The 25,261-nt window shown below is 73.2% G+C and carries 23 protein-coding genes; 7 read left to right on the forward strand and 16 right to left on the reverse strand.

Annotated elements, in window-relative coordinates:
* The first annotated feature begins 105 nt into the window (after nt 1–105).
* Complete coding sequence (locus tag ACFVYI_RS04400) at nt 106–606, forward strand: DUF1772 domain-containing protein (protein WP_387881451.1); 501 nt, start codon at nt 106–108, stop codon at nt 604–606.
* Between the two features lie 47 nt (nt 607–653).
* Here the strand turns inward: ACFVYI_RS04400 and ACFVYI_RS04405 are convergent, their stop codons facing one another.
* From ACFVYI_RS04405 to ACFVYI_RS04425, 5 genes are all read right to left on the reverse strand, one after another.
* Entirely contained in the window at nt 654–1,010 is a 357-nt protein-coding gene (locus tag ACFVYI_RS04405; protein ID WP_387881453.1) for a hypothetical protein, read from the reverse strand.
* 181 nt (nt 1,011–1,191) lie between these two features.
* Nucleotides 1,192–1,788, reverse strand: a complete 597-nt coding sequence (locus tag ACFVYI_RS04410; RefSeq protein WP_387881455.1) for a DUF1772 domain-containing protein — start codon at nt 1,786–1,788, stop codon at nt 1,192–1,194.
* Nucleotides 1,789–2,029: 241 nt separating this feature from the next.
* Nucleotides 2,030–3,613 (reverse strand): MFS transporter, encoded by a 1,584-nt coding sequence (locus tag ACFVYI_RS04415; protein ID WP_387881457.1) that lies wholly within the window; start codon nt 3,611–3,613, stop codon nt 2,030–2,032.
* Nucleotides 3,614–3,781: 168 nt separating this feature from the next.
* On the reverse strand, nt 3,782–4,597 hold the full coding sequence (locus ACFVYI_RS04420) for a GNAT family N-acetyltransferase (RefSeq protein ID WP_387881459.1): 816 nt from the start codon (nt 4,595–4,597) through the stop codon (nt 3,782–3,784).
* 144 nt (nt 4,598–4,741) lie between these two features.
* On the reverse strand, nt 4,742–5,545 hold the full coding sequence (locus ACFVYI_RS04425; RefSeq protein ID WP_387881460.1) for a putative protein N(5)-glutamine methyltransferase: 804 nt from the start codon (nt 5,543–5,545) through the stop codon (nt 4,742–4,744).
* A 248-nt stretch (nt 5,546–5,793) separates the two neighbouring features.
* Here ACFVYI_RS04425 and ACFVYI_RS04430 point away from each other — a divergent pair, with 248 nt between their 5' ends.
* Nucleotides 5,794–6,459, forward strand: coding sequence for an HAD-IA family hydrolase (locus ACFVYI_RS04430; protein WP_387881461.1), 666 nt, complete (start codon nt 5,794–5,796; stop codon nt 6,457–6,459).
* 33 nt (nt 6,460–6,492) lie between these two features.
* On the opposite strand, the gene ligA is transcribed toward ACFVYI_RS04430, so the two are convergent.
* The 4 genes from ligA to ACFVYI_RS04450 form a co-directional block, all read right to left on the reverse strand.
* Nucleotides 6,493–8,568 (reverse strand): NAD-dependent DNA ligase LigA, encoded by a 2,076-nt coding sequence (ligA, locus tag ACFVYI_RS04435; protein ID WP_387881462.1) that lies wholly within the window; start codon nt 8,566–8,568, stop codon nt 6,493–6,495.
* 111 nt (nt 8,569–8,679) lie between these two features.
* Nucleotides 8,680–9,318, reverse strand: coding sequence for a ScbR family autoregulator-binding transcription factor (locus ACFVYI_RS04440; RefSeq protein WP_387881464.1), 639 nt, complete (start codon nt 9,316–9,318; stop codon nt 8,680–8,682).
* Between the two features lie 452 nt (nt 9,319–9,770).
* Nucleotides 9,771–10,445: a ScbR family autoregulator-binding transcription factor gene (locus ACFVYI_RS04445; RefSeq protein WP_387881466.1), complete on the reverse strand. Its 675-nt coding sequence runs from the start codon at nt 10,443–10,445 to the stop codon at nt 9,771–9,773.
* 699 nt (nt 10,446–11,144) lie between these two features.
* Nucleotides 11,145–11,777 (reverse strand): TetR/AcrR family transcriptional regulator, encoded by a 633-nt coding sequence (locus ACFVYI_RS04450; protein WP_387881468.1) that lies wholly within the window; start codon nt 11,775–11,777, stop codon nt 11,145–11,147.
* Between the two features lie 110 nt (nt 11,778–11,887).
* Here ACFVYI_RS04450 and ACFVYI_RS04455 point away from each other — a divergent pair, with 110 nt between their 5' ends.
* The 3 genes from ACFVYI_RS04455 (at nt 11,888) to ACFVYI_RS04465 (ending at nt 16,154) form a co-directional block, all read left to right on the forward strand.
* The gene (locus ACFVYI_RS04455) at nt 11,888–13,444 is read left to right on the forward strand and encodes a long-chain fatty acid--CoA ligase (RefSeq protein WP_387881469.1); all 1,557 of its coding nucleotides are present in this window, start codon (nt 11,888–11,890) and stop codon (nt 13,442–13,444) included.
* A gap of 27 nt (nt 13,445–13,471) precedes the next feature.
* Nucleotides 13,472–14,641: an acyl-CoA dehydrogenase family protein gene (locus ACFVYI_RS04460; RefSeq protein WP_387881470.1), complete on the forward strand. Its 1,170-nt coding sequence runs from the start codon at nt 13,472–13,474 to the stop codon at nt 14,639–14,641.
* Nucleotides 14,642–14,825: 184 nt separating this feature from the next.
* The gene (locus ACFVYI_RS04465) at nt 14,826–16,154 is read left to right on the forward strand and encodes an MFS transporter (protein ID WP_387881472.1); all 1,329 of its coding nucleotides are present in this window, start codon (nt 14,826–14,828) and stop codon (nt 16,152–16,154) included.
* 162 nt (nt 16,155–16,316) lie between these two features.
* Here ACFVYI_RS04465 and ACFVYI_RS04470 read toward each other — a convergent pair whose 3' ends face one another.
* Nucleotides 16,317–17,756 (reverse strand): hypothetical protein, encoded by a 1,440-nt coding sequence (locus ACFVYI_RS04470; protein WP_387881473.1) that lies wholly within the window; start codon nt 17,754–17,756, stop codon nt 16,317–16,319.
* Between the two features lie 360 nt (nt 17,757–18,116).
* Between ACFVYI_RS04470 and ACFVYI_RS04475 the strand changes: the two genes are divergently transcribed.
* Complete coding sequence (locus tag ACFVYI_RS04475; RefSeq protein ID WP_387881474.1) at nt 18,117–18,674, forward strand: YceI family protein; 558 nt, start codon at nt 18,117–18,119, stop codon at nt 18,672–18,674.
* Between the two features lie 97 nt (nt 18,675–18,771).
* On the opposite strand, the gene ACFVYI_RS04480 is transcribed toward ACFVYI_RS04475, so the two are convergent.
* Entirely contained in the window at nt 18,772–19,176 is a 405-nt protein-coding gene (locus ACFVYI_RS04480) for a RidA family protein (protein WP_387881476.1), read from the reverse strand.
* Between the two features lie 268 nt (nt 19,177–19,444).
* On the opposite strand from ACFVYI_RS04480, the gene ACFVYI_RS04485 reads away from it, so the two are divergent.
* The gene (locus tag ACFVYI_RS04485; protein ID WP_387881478.1) at nt 19,445–20,038 is read left to right on the forward strand and encodes a C40 family peptidase; all 594 of its coding nucleotides are present in this window, start codon (nt 19,445–19,447) and stop codon (nt 20,036–20,038) included.
* A gap of 133 nt (nt 20,039–20,171) precedes the next feature.
* Here ACFVYI_RS04485 and thrS read toward each other — a convergent pair whose 3' ends face one another.
* From thrS to ACFVYI_RS04510, 5 genes are all read right to left on the reverse strand, one after another.
* Nucleotides 20,172–21,410: a threonine--tRNA ligase gene (thrS, locus tag ACFVYI_RS04490; protein WP_387881480.1), complete on the reverse strand. Its 1,239-nt coding sequence runs from the start codon at nt 21,408–21,410 to the stop codon at nt 20,172–20,174.
* Between the two features lie 231 nt (nt 21,411–21,641).
* Nucleotides 21,642–22,076, reverse strand: a complete 435-nt coding sequence (locus ACFVYI_RS04495; protein ID WP_387881481.1) for a hypothetical protein — start codon at nt 22,074–22,076, stop codon at nt 21,642–21,644.
* Between the two features lie 380 nt (nt 22,077–22,456).
* Nucleotides 22,457–23,422 carry a metallophosphoesterase gene (locus tag ACFVYI_RS04500; protein WP_387881483.1) on the reverse strand — a complete coding sequence of 322 codons (966 nt, stop codon included), beginning with the start codon at nt 23,420–23,422 and terminating at the stop codon, nt 22,457–22,459.
* Nucleotides 23,423–23,598: 176 nt separating this feature from the next.
* Complete coding sequence (locus ACFVYI_RS04505) at nt 23,599–24,321, reverse strand: leucine-rich repeat domain-containing protein (protein ID WP_387881485.1); 723 nt, start codon at nt 24,319–24,321, stop codon at nt 23,599–23,601.
* Nucleotides 24,322–24,402: 81 nt separating this feature from the next.
* Nucleotides 24,403–25,230 carry a PhzF family phenazine biosynthesis protein gene (locus ACFVYI_RS04510; protein ID WP_387881487.1) on the reverse strand — a complete coding sequence of 276 codons (828 nt, stop codon included), beginning with the start codon at nt 25,228–25,230 and terminating at the stop codon, nt 24,403–24,405.
* Between the last annotated feature and the right edge of the window lie 31 nt (nt 25,231–25,261).

A 25,261-nucleotide genomic window follows, 5' to 3' on the forward strand; every position in this document is an offset into this window, starting at 1 on the left:
CCGCGTCATTTGAGAGAGTCGTGATCGGACGGAGCAGGCGATGCCCGGCCGGCCGGCGGCCGGCCGGCGCGGCAACGCCGTTGGACGGAAAGAGGGATGAGCCCGATGGAACTGGCACGCGTGATCGCACTAGTGGCCGCCACGATCACCACCGGACTGAGCGCGGGCCTGTTCTACGCCTACGCCTGCTCGGTGATGCCGGGGCTGCGCGGGACGGAGGACCGGACGTTCATCGAGGTGATGCAGCGCATCAATGTGGCCATCCTCAACGGCTGGTTCCTGCTCGGGTTCGTCGGGGCACTGCTCTGTACGGCGGTGGCGGTGGCCCTGCACCTGCCGTCCGACGGGCACCGCGTGCTGCCGGTCGCGGTCGCGGCGCTGGTCTGTTACACGGCGGCGCTGGTGGTGACCCGGAAGATCAACATTCCACTGAACGACGCCCTGGCCGCCGCCGGGGAGCCCGGGCGGATCCCGGACCCCGCCGCGGTGCGCGGGCGGTTCGAGGCGCCCTGGGTGCGCTGGAACGTCGCGCGGGCGCTGCTCTGCACGGCCGCGCTCGGCTGCCTCTGCTGGGCACTGGTGCTGCACGGCAACGCGACCGGCTGAGCCGGGGCGCACGCCGACGCCCCCGGCCCCGGCGCCCCCGACCGCGATCAGCGCGCGGTCGGGGGCGTCGGCGGCTTGTTGCGCAGCGGGGCGATCTCGCGGTCCAGCGTGGCCACGTCCAGCGCGATGCGCCGGGCGATGTCGCGCGGGCCGGCCTCCGCCGGCAGCCGGCGGCTCCAGGAGCGGGCCCGGGCCGGCCCGTCGTGGGCCATGTGGAAGTTGAGCCGCAGCCCGCCGCCCAAGTCGACCAGGCTGATCAGGAAGTGGGTGTCGGACAGATCGATGGTGACATCGTTGCCGATGCACGAACAGCCGACGAGATCGCCGATCTCCTCCTCCGCAAGGTACTTGGCGAGCTGGATGGCCTTCCCCTCGACACGGAACGGTCGCAGTACGGGACTCACGATGGCTGTCGCCTCTTCCCCGGTGCTCGCTGGACGCCTGCCGATTCCGCCATGATTCTAGAACCACCGGCAGCGGCCAAGTCACCGGCATCACAACGGACTTGGCCGACAGCACAAGGGGCGCAGAGGGCGCACGCCGAACGGGCCCGCCGCAGGGCGGCGGGCCCGTTGTCCCGGTGGTTCAGGAGTTCCGGAATCCGGCGGAGACCGTCCGCGAGGCGGCGCGGCCGTGCAGGAGCAGAGCGCGGACCAGCGCGGCCAGGCCCGCCGTGCAGAGCAGGGTGCGCACCAGGTTGCCGGCCGTCCAGGTGCTCTCGAAAGCGGCCCGCACGGCCGCGAAGTCCTGGATCCGCGAGGGATCGCCGGCCCGCGCGAGCTCGCTGTTGAGCGGCAGGTTGACGGCGGCGGTGACGATCAGCGCGCCGAGGTAGAGCGCGGTCGCGGCGGCGGCCCAGATCGCGGTGGTGCGGCGCCCGGCCCGGTACTGGAGGAACGCCGCGAGGCCGCTGGCCACGAGCGCGCCGACGAAGACGAGGCCGAAGGCGCCGTTCTCGATCGCCTTGTTGATGTGCTGCATGGCGGTGACGTAGGTGCGGTCGTCGCTGTCGGCCAGACCCGGCATGACGGACACGTCGAAGGCGAAGAAGAGCCCGGCCATCAGACCCGTCGCCACGGTGCCCGCGGCCAGCAGCGGCCCGGCGGCCCGGCTCACGCGCTCGCCGGCGGGGGCGGGGACGGGGGCGGCGGGGGACGTGAGGGTGGTGCGGTCGTGGCGCATCGGTGCTCCTTCGGCGGGCGTGCGGGGCAGCCGGATCTGCTGGGCGGTTCCGGTGTCCTGCTCGTCAACTGTGATGACACCCAGTCAAGTCCGCCGCGACCTCGTGGGCCATCGTCGCCGAGCTCAGCTCCATGTCCGCGCGTCCAACACCCGTCCAACACCCGTCCGACGCCCGTCCGACGTGCCTCTGCCGACCGGGGACGGGCGGACCCGAACGAGCCGAGGACGAGCCGCCTGACCGCTACCGGTTCTCCGCCTGTTCCTCCCGCACCGCCGAGGGCTCCCGCTGCCCCGCCCGCTGCCGCCACACCAACGGCAGGGCCAGTGCCGCCACGACCGCGAGCAGGCCGGCCAGGCCGATCGCGCGGCCGGTGCCGACCGCCTGGACGTCGCGGAAGGCGGCGTTGATCGCGTCCACCGTCGCCTGGTCGACCGAGGCGAGGATCTGGTCGGCGAGCTTGGAGTCCGTGACCGCGTTGCCCAGTTCCTGGGCGTCGGCATCCGACAGCCCGGCCGCCCGCGCCCGGCTGATCGCCTGGTTGGTCTCCACGGCCTGCTGGACCGCCACCATCACGGCGACACCGAAGGCGCCGCCCAGCATGCTGGTGACCTTGAACATCCCGGAGGCCGTCCCGGCCAGTTCCTCCGGCGGCCCGGCCACCGCGGTGTCGGACAGTGGCACGGACATCAGCCCGAGGCCGGCGCCGAGCACCAGCAGCCCGGCGGCCAGGATCGCGTAGTGGTAGGTGTCGCCGATCACGGCGGCCACCAGCGTGCCGGTGCCCAGCAGGAACAGGCCGACGGCCACCGGAAGCCGCGGCCCGCGCCGGGCCGCCACCCGCCCGCCGAACGGGTTGAACAGCAGGATGGTCACCGTGGAGGGCAGCAACAGCAGCCCGGCCGCGACCGGGCCGTAGCCGCGGACCTCCTGGAGGTAGAGCGTGAGCAGGAAGCTGACCCCGGCGAAGACGATGTTCATCACGGAGTTCGCCACGAGCGCCCCGTCGAACGGCCGCGAGGCGAACAGCCGCAGGTCGAGCAGCGGATCCCTGACCCGCCGCTCCACCAGGACGAACAGCACCGCCAGGACGACGGAGCCGACCAGCAGGCCGATGATCACCGGGTCGCTGAAGCCGTCCTCCTGGCCGGCCGTGCACCCGTAGAGCAGGCAGAACGCGGCCGCGGCGCTGATGACCAGGCCGGTGAGGTCGATGTGCCGGGTGGCGTTCGGGTCGGTGGACTCCACGGCCGACCGGCGCACCAGCCACCAGGCGACCACGGCCAGCGGGGCGTTGATCCAGAACGTCGACCGCCAGCCGGCCAGGCCCGTCAGCACCCCGCCGACGGCCGGTCCGGCGGCCTGGCCGACCCAGGCCACCGCCATCCAGGCCCCGAACGCCCGCGGCTGCTCCGCCACGGGGAACATCGGCGGGATCAGCGCCAGCGTGGCGGGCAGGATCAGCGCCGCGCCGACACCCATCGCGGCCCGTCCGGCGATCATCCCGGTCACCCCCGGCGTGAACGCCGTCAGCAACGAGAGCGCGCCCAGGAGCACCAGGCCGAGCTCCAGCGTGCGCTTGCGCCCGAACACGTCGCCCAGCTTCCCGGCCGCGAGCACCAGGGCGCCGGTGGAGAGGCTGAAGGCGTTGTTGGCCCACTGCAGGGCGGGCAGCGAGACCGACAGCTCGTCGGAGATCGTCGGGACCGCGACCCCGAAGTCCGCGAAGGACAACCAGACCATGCCGGCCGCGACACACATACCGGTCATCGCGGTCCACCGCCGCGGGGAGTACCCCCCGTCCGGCACCCCGGGCGTTCCGGTCATGGTCCGCTCCCTCCTGCGCCCGGCCCCGTGCCGAACGGACCAGCCCACTATCCGGGCGCACCGGCACCGGTCCCGCCGCCACACGCCGCGCGTCCCCCGAACGGCCGTATGAACCGTGGGCCGGGGGCCGAGCACGACGCGGCCGGCCGGGGCCGCGCGCCGGGCGGGTCAGGACCGCGAGCGGTGCTCGTACTGGTAGGGCGTCATGGTGGTCAGGACGGCGAAGCCCAGGCGTTCCAGGATCGGGCGGCTCTGGTCGGAGGCGTCGACCCGGAGGTACTCGTAGCCGAGGCCGGCGGCGATCCGGGCCCGGTGCGCGACCAGCGCGCGGTACACGCCGCGGCCGCGCCAGGCAGCCAGGGTGCCGCCGCCCCAGAGCCCCGCGAAGCCCGTACCGGGGTGCAGCTCCATCCGCGCCGCGCTCACCGGAATCTCCCGGCCCTCGTGGTGGGCGACGGCGAGGTGGACCTTGAAGGTGTCCGGGCTCTCGGCGAGCTGGGCCTGGATGCGGCGGCCCAACCGGGTGCCGTCGGTGCCGAAGGCCTCCTCGTGCACGGCGACGACCTGGGCGACGCCCGCCGCGTCGGTGACCTCGCGCAGCTCGATGCCCGCCGGCTCGCCCGTGCCGGCCATCCGGCGGGTGAGGTCGGCGAGGCCGGCGACCATGAGGGTCTCCGGCTCCTCCGGGGTGAAGCCCGCGGCGGTCAGACGGTCGGCGAGGTCGGCCGGGCGGTCGTGGCCGTACAAGGTCCACTCGAAGTCCTGGCCGAGAGCGGTGTAGTGGCGGACCTGCTCGGCGATCGCCTCGTCGGCGCCGGCGGCGTCGAGGGCCGACCAGACGATGCCGTTCCAGACGCTGTCGGGGCCGCTCTGGCGCACGACGGCCGGGGTGCGCTCGATGCGGGCGGCGGGCGTCCCGGGCTCGGCGCCGCGGCGCATCCGGGAGTCGAGGAGGGCCAGCAGCTCTTCATGATCCGTATCCATGCGGGTACTCCACCACCCCCGGGACCTGCGGGGCAATCGAAATTCCGGGGGTCGGCGGGCCCGCCGGCCGGAGTGCTCGCAGGCCCCCCGGGCACCCCCGCCGGCCCGCCCGCGGCGGGCGGCGGCCGGCGGCGGTCGACGCGGTCAGCGGCGGGTCGCGGTCACCACGGTCGCGTCGCGGTCGGCGCAGCCGGAGACCGCGCCGTGCAGCCCGGCCGCGCCGACCACGGCGAGGGCCTCGGGCACCTGGCGCTCACTGGTCTCGAAGAACAGCGCCCCGCCCGGGGCCAGCCAGCGGGGCGCCTCCCCCGCCACCCTGCGCAGCACGTCCAGCCCGTCGGCGCCGCCGTCCAGGGCCGGGCGTGCCTCGTGCACGCGGGCCTCGGCGGGGAGCAGGGCGATGTCGGCGGTCGGCACGTAGGGCACGTTCGCCAGCAGGACGTCGACCCGGCCGTGCAGCGCGGCGGGCAGCGGCTCGAACAGATCGCCCTCGAACACCCGGCCGCCGGCGTCGGCCAGGTTGCGGCGCGCGCACCGGACGGCGGCCGCGTCGACGTCCGCCGCGTACACCTCCACCGGGTGGGCGGCCGCCGCCGCGAGGGCGGCGGCCAGCGCGCCGCTGCCGCAGCAGAGGTCGACCACCAGGGCGTGCGCGGGTGTCAGGCCGAGCGCCGTCTCGACCAGGAATTCGCTGCGGCGCCGGGGCACGAAGACTCCGGCGTCCACGGAGATCCGCAGGCCCCCGAACTCGGCCCAGCCGACCACGTGCTCCAGCGGGTGGCCCTGCGCCCGGGACCGCACCATCGCCGCGAGCTCCGCGGGGGTGGTGGCGGCGTCGAGCAGGATGCGCGCCTCGTCCTCGGCGAACACACATCCGGCCGCCCGAAGGCGGGAGGTGACCGAGGAACGCAGCAGCGCGGAAGAGAAGACAGACAAGTGGAACCCCATCAAAGAAAGCAGGCGAAGGATCAATCCGCCAGGGCTCCCCGCGAGGGACCGTCGCCGTACCGGTCGAGCGCCACTACGCGCTCGGCGCCACGCCTTCACAGCCGTTCCGGGGGAGCACCCGCTCCGTCGTACCGGTAATGGGTCTCACCTCCCGAGGTCGTGGTCCTATTCGGCGCCGCCACCCTACCGCACCCCGCGAACACGGAAAGCACCGGCGGCGGGCCCGCCGCCGGTGGTATCCAGGTGCGATGACAACCTCGACCGTGCCGGGCGAACCGCCCTTCGACGCCGTGCTGTGCGACATCGACGGCGTGCTCCGCTTCTTCGACCACCGGGAGGTGACCCGCCTCGAACACGCCGCCGGACTGCCGCAGGGCCGGACCGCCGAGGTGGCGTTCGCCGGTGACGCCGGAACGACGCTGGTCCACGGCGGGCTCACCCGGAGCGAGTGGGCCGGGGCGATCGCCCGCGACCTCGCCGCGGCCGGCCTGCCGGCGGACCCGGCCCGGGAGCTGGCCGCCGCCTTCACGCACGTGCCGGCCCGCGCGGACGCCGTCGTCGTCGACCTGCTCCGCCGGGCCCGGGAGCGCTGCCCCGTCCTGCTCGTCTCCAACGCCACCGTGTGGCTGGAGGAGGACCTGGCCGCGCTCGGGCTCGCCGACCTCGCCGAGGGCGTGGTCAACAGCGCCCGGGTCGGTGCGGCCAAGCCGGACCGGCGGATCTACGAGCTCGCGGCGGAGCGGGCCCGGGCCACGCCGGGCCGCTGCCTCTTCGTCGACGACCGTCCGGAGAACGTCGAGGCGGCCGACCGGCTCGGGATGACCGGGCTGCTCTACCGCGAGCCCGCCGATCTGCGCCGGGCGCTCGCCCCGCTCCTCGACGCCCCGCACCCGGGTGGCCCACTGCTGGGGTGAGTCCCGACCGGCCGGCCCCCGGAGGGCCGACGCTCAGACCAGGTGGTCCGCCACCAGGGCGGCGAACTCCTCCGGGGTGAGGATCCGGATGCCGAGCTCCTCGGCCTTGGCCCGCTTGGAGCCGGCCTTCTCACCGGCGACCAGCAGGGTGGTCCGCTTGGAGACGGAGGAGGAGGCCTTACCGCCGGCCCGCTCGATCAGCTCGTTCACCGCGTTGCGGGATAGCTCGGCCAGCGGGCCGGTCATGGCGCCGGTGACGACGACGCTCTCGCCGGCCAGCGGCCCCGCCGGCGCACCGCTCGCGGCCTGCGTCCCGGCGTCGGCGGCCCCGGTGGCGGAAGCGACAGGCGCGGTCGGCACGGTGACGACGGTGCCGACGCCCAGGGCCGCCAACCGGTCCAACAGGGCTGCCACCTCGGCGAGTTCGGCGACGATGACGGTGGCCTTCTCGGCGCCGATGCCGTCCACCCCGGCCAGCGCCTCGGCGTCGGCGGCCCGGATCGCGGCCATGCTGCCGAAGTGCGCGGCGAGCCGGCGCGACATCGTGCGCCCGGTACCGCGGATCCCGAGCGCGCAGAAGACCCGGTTCAGCGGCTGGGTGCGGGCGGTCTCGATGGCGGCGAGCAGGTTGTCCGCACTGGTGTCGCCCATCCGCTCCAGGGTGAGGAGCTGCTCCTTGGTGAGCGTGAAGAGGTCGGCGAGGTCCCCGACCAACCCGGCCTCGACGAGCTGGACGGCACGGGTGCCGCCGAGGCCCTCGACGTCCAGCTGGTCCCGCCCGGCCGCGTAGACGATCGAGGCGACGGCCTGGCAGCCGCGGCCGCGCACGCAGCGCCAGCGCTGCTCGGAGGTGTCGATCGCGTCACCGCAGCGCGGGCACGCCTCGGGGAAGGCGATCACCTGCTCGGCGCCGGTGCGCTGGTCCACCAGCGGGGCCTCGACGCGCGGGATGACGTCACCCGCGCGGTAGACGAACACCTGGTCCCCGATCATCAGGCCCCGGCGCTCGATGTCGGCCGGGTTGTGCAGGGTGGCGTAGGTGACGGTGACACCGTCGATGACCACCGGTTCCAGGACGGCGCGGGGCGCGATGATGCCCGTACGGCCGACGTTCCACTCCACGCCGAGCAGCCGGGTGACCTTGTGCTGGGCCTGCAGCTTGCGGGCCACCGCCCAGCGCGGGGCGCGCGAGCCGGAGCCGGCCTGCTCCTGGTCAGCGGCGGAGTCCGCCTTGACGACGACGCCGTCGATGCCGAACGGCAGGGCCGCGCGCAGGGCCGCGATCTCGTCGACGCGCTGCCCGACCTCGGCGATCGTGGCGCAGCGCTGCGGGTGGGCCGCGGTGGTGGCCGCGGTGTTGGCACCGAGGTCGGCGAGGCGGTCCAGCAGGTCTCCGTGCCCGAGGCCGGGCAGGCCGATGGCGCCGTAGGCGAAGAAGGTGAGCTCGACGCGGTACGGGCGGTCCTTGGCCCGCAGGGTGCCGGCCGCGCCGCTGCGGGGGTGCGCGAACGGGGTGGCGCCGTGCTCGGTGCGGACCGCGTTGGCGTGGTCGAACTGCTCCTGGGTGAGCAGGACTTCGCCGCGCAGCTCGATGTCCAGCGGTTCGGCGAGCCGGGCGGGCAGGCCGAGCACCGCGTCGGCGGCGTGGGTGATGTCCTCGCCGGCGAGGCCGTCACCGCGGGTCAGCACCCGGGTGAGGCGGCCGGCCCGGTACCGGGCGGCGATCGCCAGGCCGTCCAGCTTCGGCTCGACGCACCAGCCGGCGACCGGCCGGCCCAGGCGCCGCTCCAGGCCCTCCGCCCAGGCCGCCAGCTCCTCGGCGGAGAAGACGTTGTCGAGCGAGAGCATCGGCACCGAGTGCGGGACGTCCCCGACCACCGCGCCGCCGGCCACCTTGCCGGTCGGGGAGTCCGGGAGCACCTCCTGCGGGTGCTCGCGCTCGTACGCCTCGATGGCGCGCACCAGGGCGTCGTACTCGTCGTCGCCGAGCGGGGTGGCGCCGTCGGCGTAGTACGCCGCGGCGGCCCGTACGGCCGTGGAGACGGCGTCGGCGTAGGCGTCCGGGGAGGCCAGGGCAGCGGGAGAGGCCAAGGTGGCTGCGTCCTTCATACCGCCATCATGGCTCTCGGCACTGACATTCGACCGGCGGGCGCGCACCGCCTCCGGGCGGGGCCGGGCGGAGGCCGGACCGTGCGGGCCGCCCCCGCGCCGGGCCCGCGCTCAGTCGGTCGGCGGCGCCACGGTGCGATAGGAGTCGACCGCCTCCGGGGGCACCAGGCAGGGCAGCAACCAGTCCCAGAACGCCTGCAGCCGCTCGGCCAGCTCCCCCCGGTCGCGCGCCGCACCGCCCAGCACCTCCAGTCCGCACGCGGCGGCCACCAGCAGGGACTCCGGGCCCACCCCGCCCGAGCGCTCGCGCAGCTCCCCCGCCTTGCGCGCGCCCGCCAGCAGCTCCCGGACGGCGCCCGCCCAGACCCCCTGGAAGCCGCGGACCCCCGCGACCGGCCCGGCACCGCCCTGCCAGGCCCCGTCCTCGCGGCCCAGCCGGAACGCCGCCCGGACCACCGGGTCCGACTCCAGCACCGTCACCAGCCAGTAGCCCGCGTCGATCAGCGCCTGTACCGACGAGGTCTCCGCCCGCAGCGCGCAGCAGGCCGTCCGCAGCGCCCGCTCGGCGTGCTCCACCACCGCCCGCGCCAGCTCCTCCTTCGAGCTGAAGTGGAAGTACAGCGCGCCCTTCGTCACCCCCGCCGCCGCGGCGATGTCCGCCAGCGTCGCGCCCGCGTAGCCGGATCGGTCGAACAGCTCCGCCCCTGCCGCGACCAGACGCCCGCGCGTCCGCTCCGATCTCTCCTGCACCAACCGGCCCTCCACCCTCACGCCCGCACCACGCCAGGACCTTCACGGCGACCTGCGCCGTTCGTCACCCGCTCCGCAGGAGCCGCCCGGGGTCGGCGCCGGGACCGCTGCCGCGCCGCCGGAGGGACGATCCCGTTCCCCCGCGGCTCCACGGCCGGTCCCCGCCGGTCGGTCGAACTCCCGCGCGTCGACGATGCCGTGACTGATGGTCACCAGGTAACCCCTCCGGTGATCTGCCGACGCATCCTTGGCACATTGGTTTGCCGATCCGCGGGTGCGCGGGCCCTGCCGCGTCGCCGGGGACCTCCGACCGGGTGGTGTCCCGTGCGGACACCCGCGCGCACCGGCCGTCAGAAACGGGACGAGCGGTTTGCTCCTTGCCAAACCGGACGCGCTGTACGGTTTCGACAGATGGCACTGCTCCGGACGAAGGGCCGACGGCCGGGGTGGGGTCAGCGAGCGACGGGACCGGCCGGGGCGCGGTCGCCCCCGGCCCGGCCGGCGGCGGCGCGGGCCGCGGCCACCTCGGCGACCACCCGCGCACCCCGGTCGGCGTCCAGTTCCAGCGAGGCCAGCACGCCCGGCACGGCCACGCTCGGCAGCACGTGCTGGAAGAGGCCCGCGATCCGCCGCTCCAGGTCCGTCCGGCCGGACAGCTTCTGCGACTGGATCTGCACGCCCGACCAGGCCGCCGTCACCAACCAGGCGGTGTCGGCCGGCACGACGTGCGGCAGCAGTTCGCCCCGCTCCCCCGCCGCCGTGAGCAGCGCCTCGAACCGGGCGATCCACCCGGGGACGGCCCCGCCGCCCAGATCTCCGACGCCGTCCTGGCCCAACGACAGCCGAGCGCCCGCACTCAGCAGGGTGTCACGCGGCATCAGATGCGCCACCACCATGCCGGTGTCCACGAACTCCTGCAGTCTGCAAGCCCGTTCGGGAACGGCGTCGTGGGCGAACTGCTCCTCCACCACACCCTGCGCGAGGTCCCGCTTGGACGCGAAGTGGAAGTAGACCGCCCCCCGGGTGACGCCGGCGCGGGCCACCACCTCACCGATCGTCGCCGCCTCGTACCCGCACTCGTCGAAGACCGATGCCGCCGCCTCAAGAATCAGCCGGCGCGTCCGCACCGCCCGCTCCTGCCGCACCACACGACCACCCCGCCCACCGCACCGATTGAACAAAACCAGACAGCCCGTATCTTAACCGGCGCCCATTCGCATACCGAACCTGCTGTTTTTGGTGGCGTCATGACCGGGCGGAGGTCATCAAAACCGACCATGCGGTATGACTGATGGGTCGTGACGCTCGAAGGCGGCGGCCCGCCGAACGGACGCGCAGGGCGGGGAATCCCGAGGTCGGCGGGTCGCGTGCGCCGCTGGGCCCTGAGCTGAGCGGCGAGTGGCCCGGCCGCCGGAGCCACGGGGGCCGCGGGGGCACTGCCCTCTGCCGGCACGGGGCGAGGATCGCCCCGGACGACCAGGGACGACGATCACCGGTCGGCGGGAGTGCCAGAGCCCGGGGTCAGCACGGCGCCAGCGGGTACTCGACACAGCCACAGCCGACCCCACGGGTTCGAGGAGCGCCGTCAACACCACCCGACGGCGCACTACCGGTAGTGCAGGTGTTCACCGATCGTCAGGAACGCCTGCACAAGCGGGACTTGGGGGACGGTCGGTGAATCCTCGGACCCAGGTGAGGTCGGACAGGGGGGACATGACGGTCATGCGGTAGCTCTGCTCTTCTCATGCGTGCCTTCCGGGCTCGTTACCGTACATCGTGTCTAGTAAATCGACCATCAAGGGCAGGGCACGACGAGCTGATCAGCCCTACGGCATGAGATCCAGGGCGCCCGGCGCGTCCGAGGGCGCCAGTCCGGTGGCCCACACCCGCCCGTAGACGGACAGGTCGCGCAGGTGGGCGGTGATCTCGGCGGCGCTGTAGCCGGTGTCATTCTCCACCCACCAGGTCAGCACGCCGATCAGCTCGCCGGTCCAGGCCCGTGCGACGAGGTCGAGTGGAATCCGCGGTGTCACTCCGAGCTGAGCGGCCCGCTCACGGAACACCGCCTCGGCGTGCGTGCGGATGAGTTCGGTGAACTCGCGCAGCGCCCGCCCGTCGCCCTCGCCGCGCAGGATCACCTGGTAGACCGGCCGCTCCTGCTCGGCGTGCTCGAAGATGTACTTCACCGGCAGCCCGGTGAAGCCCTGGGCGTGCGCCTGCCGGACGGCCGGCAGGAGGCGCTCGCGGTCCTCGGCGAGGTCGCGGACGATGCCGACGAGCAGGTCCTCCTTGTCCCGGCAGTGCGCGTAGAAGGTCGCGCGGCCGACGTTGGCGCGCTCCGTGATGTCCTCGACCGTGATCGCCTGGAACCCCTTCTCCAGTGCGAGTTCCACCAGGGCTCGGCGCAACGCGGCGCGCGTCCGACGGACGCGGCGGTCTCCTACGGGCTTCGTGTCCACATCGTTTCCTTCCGGTCCGGACCGTTGACCTGACCCTAACGCTGCCCTTAGGTTGCCGGACACCAAGATAGTTATCGAACAAAGAGTTCGGAATCTCTGTGGAGGTGCCAATGAATCTCGGGCGGTACGTGCGCCGGTCAGCCGGCCATCACCCCGACGCCGAAGCCGTGGTCTGCGGCCCTGTCCGGCTGACCTACGGGGAACTCGACGACCAGAGCGACCGGCTCGCGAGCGCGCTGTGCGGGCTGGGGCTGACCAGGGGCGACCGGGTCGCGACGCTCGCGGCCAATCGCGCCGAACTCGTCGTCACCGAAGTGGCGCTGTACAAGGCCGGACTGGCCCGCGCACCCGTCAACGCACGCCTCGGCGACGCCGAAGTGGCGCACCTGCTCCGCGAGTCCGAGGCCCAGGTCCTGCTGACCGACGCCGGCCATCTGGACACGGCCCGCGCGGCACTGCCCGGCACGAGCGTGAAGACCGTCATCGACTACGACGGTCCCGGCGATCTGGGCCCGGGCTACGCGGACACCCTGGCCGGCTCCGCCGCCGGGCCGGTCGACGTCGACTGTGACGAGCAGGACGTCGCCGTCCTGCACTTCACCTCCGGGTCCACCGGCCGGCTCAAGGCGGCGGTCCAGACGTACGGCAACCGGCTGGCGCTGATGCGCAAGTCGGTGATGAACGCGGACACCCGGATCGGCCCGGGCGAGCGGCAGATCCTAGCCGGCCCCGTGACCCACGCCTCCGGCATGCCCCTGATGGGCGTCTTCTTCGCCGGCGGCTGCGCGATCGTCCTGCCCCACTGGGACGCCGAGGAGTTCCTCGCCACCGTCCAGCGGGAGCGCGCCACCCACGCCTTCGTCGTCCCGACCATGATCAACACGGTGCTCGCACTGCCGAACGCCCGCGACTACGACCTCTCCGGCCTGCGCCAGCTGATCTACGGCGCCGCGCCCATGTCCCCGGCCCGCATCCGCGCCGCCTGGGACCTCTTCGGGCCCGTGCTGTCCCAGGGGTACGGCTGCGGGGAGACCACGTCCGGGGTCCTGTTCCTCTCCACCGAGGACCACCGGCGGGCGATCGACGGCGAGGACGAGGAACTGCTCCTGTCCTGCGGGCGCCCGCTCGCCGAGGCCGACGTCCTGATCGTCGACGAGACGGGCGCGCAGGTTCCCGACGGTGCGATCGGCGAGATCGCCGTCCGCGGCCCCGACGTCGTCCCCGGCTATCACAACGAGCCGGCGCTGACCGCCGAGACCTTCCGTGACGGCTGGTTCCTCACCGGGGACCTCGCCCGCCGCCGGTCCGACGGCTACGTCTTCATCGTCGACCGCAGGAAGGACATGATCATCTCCGGCGGCTTCAACATCTACGCCGTTGAGGTGGAGGCCGTCCTCCACCAGCACCCGGACGTCTACGAGGCGGCCGTCGTCGGCGTCCCCGACGACCAGTGGGGCGAGGCCGTCAAGGCCGTGGTCGTCCCCCGCGACGGCGCCGCGCTCACCGGCGCGCAACTCGTCGCGTTCTGCGCCGAACGGCTGGCCCGCATGAAGAAGCCCCGCTCCGTCGACTTCGTCACGGCGCTGCCCCACAGCCCCAACGGCAAGATCGACCGGCGCGCGATCCGCGAACCGTACTGGGCGGGCGCCGAGCGCCGCGTCCACTGACCCACCCCAGGAACAGGAACCGCACCCGTGCCCTACACCCTCGAACCCACCTACGAGGACAACCCCCGTCTCCAGGAGCTGGTCGTCCGGTTGCGCGACTACCTCACCGACGAGCTCGTCCCCTACGAACGCGCGCACGGCATCACCCCCGAGAGCAGGCTCGACCGCCCCACCCTCGAACACGTCTGGAAGCGCAGCAGCGAGCTCGGCTTCTACGGCATCAGCCTGCCGCCCGAACTCGGCGGCCAGGGCCTGGGCTTCACCGAACTGTGTGCCCTCAAGGAGGAGCTGACCGCCTCCGGAGCCGCCCTGTCGCACTCCGTCCTCGGCGACATGGGCGGGCCGCTGCGGGTGGGCGCCATCGTGCAGTACGCCACCGAGTACCAGCTGGAGCGCTACCTCCTGCCGGTGATCCGCGGCGAACGCGCCTGCTGCTTCTCCCTGACCGAGCAGGACGCGGGCTCCGACGTGCGGCGCATGACCACCACGGCCGTCCCCGACGGCGACGGCTACGTCCTCGACGGGCACAAGGTGTTCAGCTCCGCCGCCCCCTTCGCCGACTTCGCGATCGTGGTCGCCCGGATGGCCGGCACCGACGAGGCGTACAGCGCCTTCCTGGTCGACCTCGACACCCCCGGCTGCCGGGTCCTCGACGGAGAGGTCCCCATGTCCGGCCAGCAGATGGAAGGCGACGTGGTCCTCGAGAACTGCCGCGTCCCGGCCGCCAACCTGCTCGGCGAGGTCGGCCAGGGCCTGCGCATCGGCATCGGGCGCATCACCCTCAACCGGCTGCTCCACTGTCCCTCGCTGATCGGCGCCGCCCGGCGCGCCTGGGATCTCTCGGTGGCCCACGCCAAGAGCCGGGTCGCGTTCGGGCAGCCGTTGCTCGCGCTGCAGGCCGTCCAGCACAAGCTCGCCGACATGGCCACCGAGATCTACGCGGCCCGGTCCATGGTCATGGCCACCGCAGCCAGTGCCGACCGCGGCGCGAACATCGCGGTGGAGGCCAACATGTGCAAGCTGTTCGCCTCCGAGGCGTGCTTCCGCGTCGCGGACCAGGCCGTCCAGATCCACGGCAAGACCGGCCTGACCCGCGGACACGAGGTCGAGCAGATCTTCCGCACCCTGCGGATGTTCCGGATCGTCACCGGAACCACGGAGATCCACAAGAACGCCATCGTCAAGGCGCTCGTCTGACCGGGCACCACCCGCTCTGAGCGCGGGGACCGCCGGCCGTGCACCCGCACGCCGGCGGTCCCCGCCCACACCGGACCGCCTCCCCGGGACCTTCGCCCCCGACTGTCGGGGCCCGCCCGACGCGACCACGGCGGCCCGCCGGCGTCACGACCCCCTGCTCCACCCCCACCCGCAGGAGTCACCCATGGCACCCCACCCCCTCGCTCCCCCGCTGGACCGCACCGGCGACGCGGCCGCCGATCCCCCGTACGACCGCCGCCGCGCCTGGCTGATCACCGCCATGATCGTGGCCTTCATGGTCATCAACTTCGCCGACAAGTCCGTCCTGGGGCTCGCCGCCGTCCCGATCATGGACGAGCTGCACATCGACAACAGCACCTACGGCCTGGTGTCCAGCGTCTTCTCGCTGCTCTTCAGCCTCTCCGGGCTCGTCGTCGGCTTCCTCTCCACCCGGATATCGAGCCGCCTGCTCCTGTTCGCCATGACCATGCTGTGGGCCGTCGCCCAACTGCCCGTCCTGTTCGCCGCCGCCGTCCCCGCACTGATCGCCGGCCGCGCCCTCCTCGGCGCCGCGGAGGGGCCCGCCGCCTCCATGTCCATGCACGCGCTGTACAAGTGGTTCCCGCCGAACCGCCGGGGTCTGCCCTCGGCCCTGCAGATCGGTGGCGCGGCCCTCGGGACGCTCATCGCGGCGCCCCTGCTCACCTGGGTCATCACCGGATTCGGCTGGCGATCGGCCTTCGCCTCGCTCGCCGTCGTCAGCGCGCTCTGGAGCCTGCTCTGGTGGCGGGTGGGCCACGACGGCCCCTTCGACCACGCCCGTACCACGCCCGCCGGGGGCACGCCGTCCGGTACGGCAGTGCCGTACCGGCGGCTGCTGACCACCGGCACCGTGCTGGGAAGCATCTCCAGCGCCTTCGGTGCCGCGTGGGCGCTCTCCCTCAGCCAGTCGTGGCTTCCCGCCTACCTCCGCACCGAGCTCGACATGAGTCCCAAGGCCGCCGCCAACACCATCAGCGCCGTCTCCGCCTTCAGCCTGGTCCTGCTGCTGGCCGTCTCCCCACTCATGGACGCTCTCAAGTCCCGTGGCGTGTCGAGCCGTTGGTCGAGCGGTGCCGCCCAGGGCGGTGCGGTCTGCGTGGCCGGCGGTGCGATGGCCGCCGTCCCCCTCACCGACGCCGCCCTTCCCCGGCTGCTCCTGATCGGGCTCGCCTTCGGCACCGTGGCCGTCGCCATCCCCCTGCACTACATGACCGCCGCCGAGGTCGTCCCCACCGCCCAGCGGGGCGCCCTCTTCGGCATCGTCGCCGCCACCGGCACCCTCCCCGGGCTCCTCGCCCCCTTCCTCACCGGCCGCCTGCTCGACACCGCGGCCGATCCCACCACGGGCTACCGCAGTGCCTTCCTCATCGCCGCGCTCGTGATGACGGTGGCGGGAGCTCTCGCCCTGATCGCCATCCGCCCCGAACACGACGCCCGGCGCCTGGAACCGGACCCGCCCGGACGCCCCTGAGACTCCTGTCGCGCTGCGGGCGAGAGCAGGGCCGACGGATGGTCGAGGGATCCGTACCGCAGCGCCGACCTGCCGACCCGCCCTTCGGCGTCCAGTTGGCCCGCCACCGGTGCGGGGAACCGCCCGCCCGGGAGCGGGAAGGCGGGACTCCGCCGACGCGGCCTACGGAAACGGCGTGGCAGGAGCCGCGTGCAGGGCGTCGTCGACGCGCTGCCAGAAGGCCTGGAAATCCGGCGAGGCCTCGCCATCGGCGGAGTACTGGGCGGAATGCGCCTTCAGCACCTCCATGTACTCCGGGGTGAGCAGAACGGTGAACTCCCACCTGTCGCGCCCGCCGTCCGCCGGGACGGCGCGGTCGCGCCCCGCGGCCAGTTCGCGCGAGATCATCCTGAGGTCGAGCAGGTACTCGGCGAGCCGGTCCCCCTCGGGCCGGTCCGCCCGCAGCTGCTCGGCGAGACGGTCCAGCAGCGCCTTCATCCGGTCGTAGTCCCGGTAGTCCAGTTCGACGGTGTAGCTGAACTCCCGCGTCTCCACCCTGTTCTCCCGGACCTTCCGGCACCACACCGGGGCCAGTTGCCGGGCGGACGGAGCCGTGCGCGGATCGGCGCCCACGCGTGCGGCGAACGCGCGCAGGTTCCCGTCGCCGATGCTCTCCTGGTACTCGCAGGCAACGGCCGGGAGGGTGACCCGGGTGGGCTGCAGGGTGCTGAAGTGCCGGAGGACGACCCCGTGTTCGTCCTCCGTCAGCGTCCCCCACTCGCCGTGGGCACCGCCGCACGCGTCCGCGAGTGCGAACAGGCAGGCCGCGATCGCGCTGCCCTCGTTGCCCTTCCACTCCCTCTCCAGCCACTGCTCAAAGGGCGACCTGGCATTCACCGGCTGCTCTCCTCCCCGCTCGCTCCGACTCGTGTTCCGCGCTGTCCCGTCGTCGAAGCGCTTCCTGCCGGCCAGTGCGCCGAGCCCCAGGGAGAGTCGCTTCTGGAGGCCGTCGAGCCGTGATCGAGCACCCCGGTTGCCGGCGTCGGCCGCCTTCTCGTACCACGTCAGCGCTTCGGCCGGGTTGCCGAGCCGCTCCTCGTAGAGCGTTCCCAGGAAGAGCGCGCCGATGACACTGCCGAGCTGCGCGGACCTCCCGTACCAGTGCATGGCCGTCTCGACGGCTTCGGGAGACGGCTCCTCCGGCCGCTCCCCACGCAGCCTGGCGCGCATGCGACCTTCGGCGATCTGCCCCAGGTGGGCCATCGCGTCGGCGTTCCCGGCGGCGGCGGCCAGGCGATGGAGCTGTTCGATCCTCGGCAGGTTCTGCGCCCCGTCGCCGCCGCTCCACTCCAGCTCCAGGCGGCGGGCGGCTTCGTAGGTCTCCCGGGCCTGCTCCTCGGTCAGGAGGCCGTCCGGCAGGGCGAACGCGTCGCGCGGCGGCGGCAGCTGCGGCGCGGTCGCGAAGTCGCCGGGGGACGCGAAGTGGTAGTGGATCCCGCCCATGACGACGCCGGCCTGCACGACCGACATCGACACCGCCGTCCCGACGGAGAGCTCGTTGCGGACCACGCCCGGCGTGACCGGCCCGGCGGCGTCCGGCCGGTTCTGCGCCGCCTCGTCCATGAGGTCACCTCACTCGCCGTGCTTCCGTCCGGCGTCGCCGCTGCCACCTGCCGGGGATGGGCCGAACGGGCACCTCGACAGCGCCCGTGCAGGGATGCTACCCGCGTCAACCCCGGTGCGAGGTACGCGTTCTGGCCAACCTGGCAGCGCGCCGCACCGCCCGGGTCCCGTGCGCGGGAGCCGGAGCCGCCGGGCAGGCCGCCCGTCCGTCCGGGTGAACCACGGCGTGCGGCGCCGGGAGGGAGCGCTTAGCGTGGCCCGGGGCACCCTGCCCGGCCTGCCGCCTCCCCCGGACAGGCGCGGCCGGCGCCGCGGGGCTCCTCACCTCCGGCTCCGCACCCGTCCCCTCAGGAGATTCCCGTGACCACGACGACCCCGCTGTCCGATCTCACCGGCGACTACGTCCTGGACCCGGCGCACACCCGGATCGGCTTCGTGGCCCGCCACGCGATGGTGACGAAGGTGCGCGGCGCCTTTCACACCTTCGACGGCAGCGCCCACCTCGACGGCACCGACCCGAGCCGCTCCACCGCCCGGGTGTCGATCACCTCCGAGAGCATCGACACCGGCAACGAGCAGCGCGACGGCCACCTGCGCACCAACGACTTCCTCGACGCGCCGAACCACCCGAAGATCACCTTCAGCTCGACCGGCGTCGAGCAGCTGAGCAGCACCGAGTACCGGGTCAGCGGCGACCTGACCATCAAGGGCACCGCCCGCCCGATCGCCATCGACTTCGAGTACACCGGCAACGCCCGTGACCCCTACGGCAACCTCCGGGTCGGCCTGGAGGGATCGGTCACCATCAGCCGGAAGGACTTCGGCATCACCTGGAACGCGGCCCTCGAAGGCGGTGGCGTCCTGGTCGGCGACAAGGTCGTGCTGGAGTTCGACATCTCCGCGATCAAGCAGGAGTGACGGTCGGGCGGAGACGCCCGGGGCCTGTGGCGGACACCCGCCGCAGGCCCCGCGCATGCGCCGCGCCCCTTCGAGGGCGCCCCGCGCGAGGCGCCGGTCAGGAGAGCACGGCGACCGCCTCGACCTCGACGAGCTGGTCGGTGTAGCCCAGCACCGTGACGCCGAGCAGGGTGCTGGGCGCGTCGTGGCTCCCCATGTACGTGCGATAGACCTCCCACACCTTCACCAGGTCGGCCTGGTCGGAGGAGGCGACGTAGACCGTGGTCCGGACGAGGTCGGTCAACGCGGCGCCCTCGTCCTCCAGCACGGTGATCAGATTGCGCATCACCTGGTGGGCCTGGCCCTCGAAGTCGCCCACCGCGACCGTCCGGCCCTCGGCGTCGAGCGGGCAGGCGCCCGCCAGCCAGAGCGAGCGGACCGGCGCGTCCACGGATGCGGCGTAGGCGTAGTCCACCGCCTGGGTGAGCCGGTCGTTGCGGATCAGCCGGACAGTACCGCTCATGGGGGCTCCATGGGTCGAACGGGTGTTTCCCCTCATCGTCGACAGGCTCCTGACCACACGTCAAACCATTTCACCGCCGGCGCACTCGACCACGGGCCGGCGTCGGACGCGGCTCCGACGGCGGCGTTCGCCCCAGGGACGGCCGGGCCCGGCTCGCTTCACCGATCCCCCGCGCCTCCCCCGCACCCCCGGTTCACCGTTGCGGGTGATGGCGGGTCGCACGTCCGGGGCCCGATCCTGGTGCTCCACGAGACAAAGGGGTCCCACCATGGTGCTTCGACTGCCGGGCCGGGGTGTCGGCCGCCGCCAGGTCCTGGGGCTGGCGCTGGGCGCGGGCGTCGTCCCGGCGCTCGCGCCCGCCGCGGCGCGGGCGGCGCCGGCAGAGGTGCCGCCCGCCACCCTGGGCCGCCGGGTCGCCGAGGTGGCGGCCGCACAGATCGGCGTGCCGTACGCGTGGGGCGGCGGCGACCGACTGGGCGCGAGCATCGGCTTCTGCGACGAGGAGAACGGCTACCTCGACGGCGAGTGCCTCGGCGAGCACACCGTCGGCTTCGACTGCAGCGGGCTGGCCCTCCACAGCTGGTACCGGGCCAGTGGCGGCGCCGTGGACCTCGCCCACTACACCGTCGCGCAGTACCACCGCTCGGCGCCGGTCGCCCCGGCCGAACTGCTCCCCGGCGACCTGCTCTTCTTCTCACGCCCGGACGCGCCGCTGCACCACGTCGGCATCCACGCGGGCGACGGCGCGATGATCCACGCCCAGCGCACCGGCACCCTCGTCGCCCGGCTCCCCGGCGTCCTCGAAGACCCGCGCTGGGCCGCCGAGTTCGCCGGCGCCCGCCGCCCGCTGCCGCTCGGCTGAGGACTGAGGGGCTGAGGGCTGAGGCACCCATCTGCGCGCCCCGACGGACACTTGATCGAGCTGCAGTCCTACTGACCACCGGGCGGCGTCGGCGCCGCGGGCGGGCCGCCCGCGGCGTCGGGGCCGGGCGGCACTACGGCGCGGCCTCCCACAGCTCGGCGCTGGACGCCCCGACCAGGGCCCCGATCCGGGCCAGTGCCTCCCCCGCCGGCATGGGATCGAGCCGGCGCCCGTCGCGCAGCCGCAGGGCCACCCGCCCGTCCGCCGCCTCCCTGGGCCCGATCACCGCCTGGTACGGGACCAGCCGGGCCTCCCGGATCCGCGCGCCCAGGCTGCCGTGCTCGGGCCCGGCGACCTCGGCCCGCAGCCCCTGGTCGAGGCAGCGCTGCCGCAACTGCGCGGCCTGCGGCACCTCCCCCTCGGAGAGGGGCAGCAGGACCAGCTGGGTGGGCGCCAGCCAGGCCGGGAACGCGCCGCCGTACAGCTCGATCAGATGGGCGACGACCCGCTCGACGCTGCCGATCACGCTGCGGTGGACCATCACCGGCCGGTGCCTGGCCCCGTCGGCACCGATGTAGTGCAGGCCGAACCGCTCCGGCTGGTGGAAGTCGATCTGCACGGTGGAGAGGGTGGACTCGCGCCCGGCGGCGTCGGCGATCTGGACGTCGATCTTCGGACCGTAGAACGCCGCCTCCCCCTCGACCGCCTCGAACGGCCCCCCGGAGCGCTCCAGCACATCGGTCAGCAGCGCGGTGGCCCGTTCCCAGAGCGCCGGGTCGGCCACGTACTTCCCGCCCTCGCCGGGCAGCGAGAGCCGGTAGCGGACGGGCCTGATCCCGAGCGCACGATGCGCCTCGCGGATCAGCTCCAGCGCGGCCACCGCCTCGTCGGCGGCCTGCTCGGGGGTGCAGAAGATGTGCGCGTCGTTCAGCTGGATCGCCCGGACCCGGGTGAGCCCGCCCAGCACGCCGGACAGCTCGGAGCGGTACATCCCGCCCAACTCTGCCATTCGTAGCGGAAGTTCACGGTAACTGCGGGCCCGGGAGCGATAGATGAGGGCGTGGTGCGGACAGAGGCTGGGGCGCAGCACGACCTGCTCGGCTCCCAGGTCCATCGGTGGGAACATGTCGTCCCGGTAGTGCGACCAGTGGCCGGAGATCTCGTACAGCTCGCGTTTGCCGAGCACCGGCGAGTACACGTGGCGGTAGCCGGCCCGCTGTTCGCGCCCCCGGACGAACTCCTCCAGGGTGTGCCGCACGGCGGCGCCGTCGGGCAGCCAGTACGGCAGGCCGGCGCCCATCAGCGGGTCGGTGTCGAAGAGGTCGAGTTCGCGGCCGAGCCGGCGGTGGTCGTGCATGGTGGCGGTCTCCACTCGATTCTGCGGGGTGACGCCTGCGGTGGGGCCCGCAGGCGGCGCCCCTCGGGCCGAGTGGACCGGGTACGACGAAGCCCCGGGGCACTCGGCCCCGGGGCTTCGGACTAGGTCAGCAGTCAGCGCGCCGGGACTCTCTCCGGCGTCGTCGTCAGGACGGCTGCAGCGCGCTTCATGCCTCCCACGGTAACAGCGCGCCGGCGCGTCCGGCCAGCCCTTTTCGCCGGGCCACTAATACCAGCTCGTGCAGAAGGTGAACCCACCGTCCGCATCACCACAGACCCGCGTCTGGTGAGGGTATCCGTCGTAGTACAGCGTATTGCCGGTTGTCACGGCGTCATACCCTTCGGCGTACAGGCGAAATCCCTTCCAGGTCGCCCCGCCATCAGTGGAATCGTCGATCCATACGCGCGCCCACCCACCGCTTGGATTCTTGATCAGTCCGGACACGTAGTCATGGCCATCCGGGCACCGGTAGATCTGCATCAGGATCACATTGTTGTTTCCGTCACCATTTCCCGCACCCTCTCCATAGTGGCACTGGCCTGCGCTGTAGGCCGAGGCCGAAGCGGGGAAGGCTGCGATTCCCGCCGTCAGGGCGATCAGTACCGCACCGACCCGGGCGATCTTGCGCGGCATGGAAACACGTGAGAATCGAGTCTTCATGATTTCCCCCTCGGATCGTCCTTACGCGTTCCACACTAGGAGCTCGTCCGGTGACAGGGAAGCGAAGCAGCTGCAGTGGCCGAAAGCAGGCCACGGCTCACGGCCGATCATCTCCCGAGCGCGATCGGCCCGGTGGCTGGCGGTCCGCTCGAATCCGATTCTCGTCCCGGCCTGGACCGGTACCCCGAGGCGGACACCGCTGGCGGAGCAGGCACCGGTTCAGGTCGCAGCCGTGGCCACTGGAGAAGCGACGTGCCCGATGCGCTGCGGGGGACGGAGTGGACAGAACACGCCAGCCTGGGCGGGCCCGTGGCCAAAGGGCTTCGACCGGGGAGCGCGCCGCGGAGCCGAGGCTTGCCGCGGCGCGCTGCTCTGCGGGCTCACGGTCGGCGCATCGGGCGGGGTTCGCCGAAGCGTTCCTCGAACTCGGCGTCGCTCAGGGCCCGGAGCTCCTCCCCGGTGATCCGGCCCGCCAGCAGGTCGGCGAGGAAGACCGGGAGCGGAGCGGCACGCATGGTGTCGCTGATCGCGCCGGGCACGGTGTGGACCTCGCTGTCGACGCGACCGTCGGGACGCAGGGTGTAGGTGCGGTAGCCGGGGCCCTGGAAGGTCCGGTTCACGTGATCGATGCTGAAGAAGGTCGACGGGCACACGTACACGGGGCGCCCCTCGAACTCGCCGGACAGGTCACCGTGCAGGTGGCCGGCGCCGATCGCCCGGATCCTGGGGAAATCACGTATCAGTTCGGTGAGTTCGCGGTAGCTCCGGACGTCCGGTGCGGTCGCGGCCAGCGGCGGCTGGTGCAGCCACACGAAGACGTGGTCCGCCCGGGTGGCGGCCAGGATCGCGCGGGCGCGATCCTCCTCGATCGGGGTGAGGCCGGGTTGGGCGGCCGCGTGCACCCGGTCGTCGCGGTCGCGGTAGGTGCCGTCGGCGGCGGCCTCGCGGCCGTGTGCGTTGGTGTCGAGGAACAGCATCAGCCAGTTCCCGACCCGGACGGCGGGTTCCAGGTGCACGTTGGGGCGGGGCAGGCACGCCTGCAGGGTGTCCTGCCGGTCGTGGTTCCCGGCGAGGCAGTAGACCGGGGTGGGGAGTGCGCCCAGGACCTCGCCCATCCGCTCGTACGCGGCCGGCTCACCGATGTCCGCCAGGTCTCCGGTGGCGACCACCATCGCGGCCCCGGTGAGCACCGGCGCCGCGTCGGCGAGGACCGCCGCGAGCCCGTCGTCGGGTTCGTGACCGACGAAGGTCCGGGCCCCGGGTGCGTCCCGGAAGTGAAGGTCGGAGATCTGGACGATGCCGATGACTCCGGTGTTCGGAGCGGCCGGGTCGGTGTGTCGCTTCATGCGCCCTCGCTTGCGGAAGATCATGCGTCTTTGCGCGGTCGCCCTCGAACGTAGACAAGTGGCACAACTGCCACATGGCAGTCATGCAAACTTCTGCCGGCCGCCGGCTTGCGCTACGGGGGCTCGTGACCTGGCCGCATCAACGTCAGCCGCGGCGCCGTCCCGGGGCGGCGCCCTCAGTGCAGTACGGCGCAGCCGCGCTCGGCGAGGGCCGTGAGCAGCCGGGGCGGCGGGGTCACGTCGTTCCACCGCAGGTCGAGCTTCTCCAGTGCGGGCAGCTCGGCCAGCCAGTGCGGCAGCGCGGTCAGCCGGTTGCTCCGCAGGTCCAGTCGGCGCAGCAGTGGCAGTTCGGCGAGCACCGGTGGGATCTCGGTGAAGGCGTTGTCCCGCAGGTCCAGCTCGCGCAGCGCGGTCAGACCGGCGGCGGAGGCCGGCAGAGCGGTCAACGCGTTGCCCCGCAGCCAGAGTTCGCGCAGCGCGCCGAGCCGGCCGAGGGTGTCCGGGAGACCGGTGAGCCGGTTGTGCTGGGCCCGTAGCTCCACGAGGGCGGTCATCGCGCCCAGCGCGTCGGGCAGTTCGCCGATCCGGTTCTCGCCGACGTTGAGGTAGCGCAGGGCGGCGAGCCCGCCGAGGCTGTCCGGCAGGGTGGTGAGCGCGTTGTCGTGCAGGTAGAGGAAGTCGCGCAGTCCGGCGAGTTCGCCGATCGCCTCGGGCACGGTGGTGAGTGCGTTGTGTCCGAGGTCGAGGGTGCGCAGTCGTTGCAACCGTCCGATCCCGGGCGGCAGTTCGGTCAGGCCGGTCTCGGCCAGGATGAGGACGGTCAGGTCGGTGCGGTCCCAGACGGAGTCCGGCACCGACCCGAGCGGCTGCCGCCAGAGGTTGAGGGTCAGGTCTGTCACCCGGGCATTCTCCCCGGCGGCGCGGCGGCCGACCATGCGGCGGGATCGGCCCCGAACCTCGCGGGCGGAGCCAACGGCGCGCTAGACGTGCAGGGTGCCGTCCAGGACGGTGACCGCGCTCCCGGTGAGGTGGACGCGGTCGCCGTGCAGGGCCGTTCGGACCAGGCCCGTCCGGGCGGACACCTGGAGGCCGACGAGCCGGTCACGCCCCAGGCGGGCCGACCAGTACGGGGCGAGTGCGGTGTGGGCGCTGCCCGTGACCGGGTCCTCCGGGATGCCCCGGGCGGGCGCGAAGAAGCGGGAGACGAAGTCGTACTCGCCCCCGGCCTGGTCGGCCGGCGCCGTGACGACGATGCCGCGGATGTCCTCGCGGAGCGTCAGGGCGGCCACCTCCTCCAGCCGGGGAGCCAGCGTGCGAACGGCGGCTTCGTCCGGCAGGACGGCCAGCAGGTCGCCCAGCGGGCCGGTGTGCCTGGTCGACTCGGGCTCGACCGTCAGTGCCTCGGCCAGTCCCTTCGGGGCCGGGACCTCCGCGCCGGGTGCGGCCGGGAAGTCCAGGGTGACGCCGCCGGCTTCGTCGGTGTGCGTGACGAGGACCCCGTGGTGACGGCTGCCGAACCGCACGGTGCCGAGGATGCCCCGCTCGGTGCGGAGCGCGTGTGCCGTGGCCAGGGTGGCGTGGCCGCAGAGGGTGGCCTCCACGACGGGGGTGAACCAGCGGATGGCCCAGTCGGCCTCGGCGTCGCCGGCCAACGGGAGGGCGAACGCGGTCTCGGAGTGGTTCAGTTCGGCGGCCACCTGCCGCATCCAGGTGTCGTCCGGCCACTCCCCCGCCGGCAGGAGGCACACACCTGCCGGGTTCCCGGCGAACGGACGGTCAGTGAAGGCGTCGACCACGTGAATTCGCATGGCCGGGACGATAGCGGCGGCTCCGACGGCC

The sequence above is a fragment of the Kitasatospora sp. NPDC058218 genome (assembly GCF_042882445.1).
Taxonomy (GTDB): Bacteria; Actinomycetota; Actinomycetes; order Streptomycetales; family Streptomycetaceae; genus Kitasatospora.

Coding starts and splice junctions, on each gene's coding strand:
- ACFVYI_RS04465 (WP_387881472.1), top strand. CDS start 14,826: ATGGCACCCCACCCCCTCGCTCCCCCGCTGGACCGCACCGGCGACGCG.
- ACFVYI_RS04495 (WP_387881481.1), bottom strand. CDS start 22,076: ATGAAGACTCGATTCTCACGTGTTTCCATGCCGCGCAAGATCGCCCGG.
- ACFVYI_RS04425 (WP_387881460.1), bottom strand. CDS start 5,545: ATGGGGTTCCACTTGTCTGTCTTCTCTTCCGCGCTGCTGCGTTCCTCG.
- ACFVYI_RS04510 (WP_387881487.1), bottom strand. CDS start 25,230: ATGCGAATTCACGTGGTCGACGCCTTCACTGACCGTCCGTTCGCCGGG.
- ACFVYI_RS04410 (WP_387881455.1), bottom strand. CDS start 1,788: ATGCGCCACGACCGCACCACCCTCACGTCCCCCGCCGCCCCCGTCCCC.
- ligA (WP_387881462.1), bottom strand. CDS start 8,568: ATGAAGGACGCAGCCACCTTGGCCTCTCCCGCTGCCCTGGCCTCCCCG.
- ACFVYI_RS04455 (WP_387881469.1), top strand. CDS start 11,888: ATGAATCTCGGGCGGTACGTGCGCCGGTCAGCCGGCCATCACCCCGAC.
- ACFVYI_RS04400 (WP_387881451.1), top strand. CDS start 106: ATGGAACTGGCACGCGTGATCGCACTAGTGGCCGCCACGATCACCACC.
- ACFVYI_RS04470 (WP_387881473.1), bottom strand. CDS start 17,756: ATGGACGAGGCGGCGCAGAACCGGCCGGACGCCGCCGGGCCGGTCACG.
- ACFVYI_RS04485 (WP_387881478.1), top strand. CDS start 19,445: ATGGTGCTTCGACTGCCGGGCCGGGGTGTCGGCCGCCGCCAGGTCCTG.
- ACFVYI_RS04430 (WP_387881461.1), top strand. CDS start 5,794: ATGACAACCTCGACCGTGCCGGGCGAACCGCCCTTCGACGCCGTGCTG.
- ACFVYI_RS04480 (WP_387881476.1), bottom strand. CDS start 19,176: ATGAGCGGTACTGTCCGGCTGATCCGCAACGACCGGCTCACCCAGGCG.
- ACFVYI_RS04420 (WP_387881459.1), bottom strand. CDS start 4,597: ATGGATACGGATCATGAAGAGCTGCTGGCCCTCCTCGACTCCCGGATG.
- ACFVYI_RS04415 (WP_387881457.1), bottom strand. CDS start 3,613: ATGACCGGAACGCCCGGGGTGCCGGACGGGGGGTACTCCCCGCGGCGG.
- ACFVYI_RS04500 (WP_387881483.1), bottom strand. CDS start 23,422: ATGAAGCGACACACCGACCCGGCCGCTCCGAACACCGGAGTCATCGGC.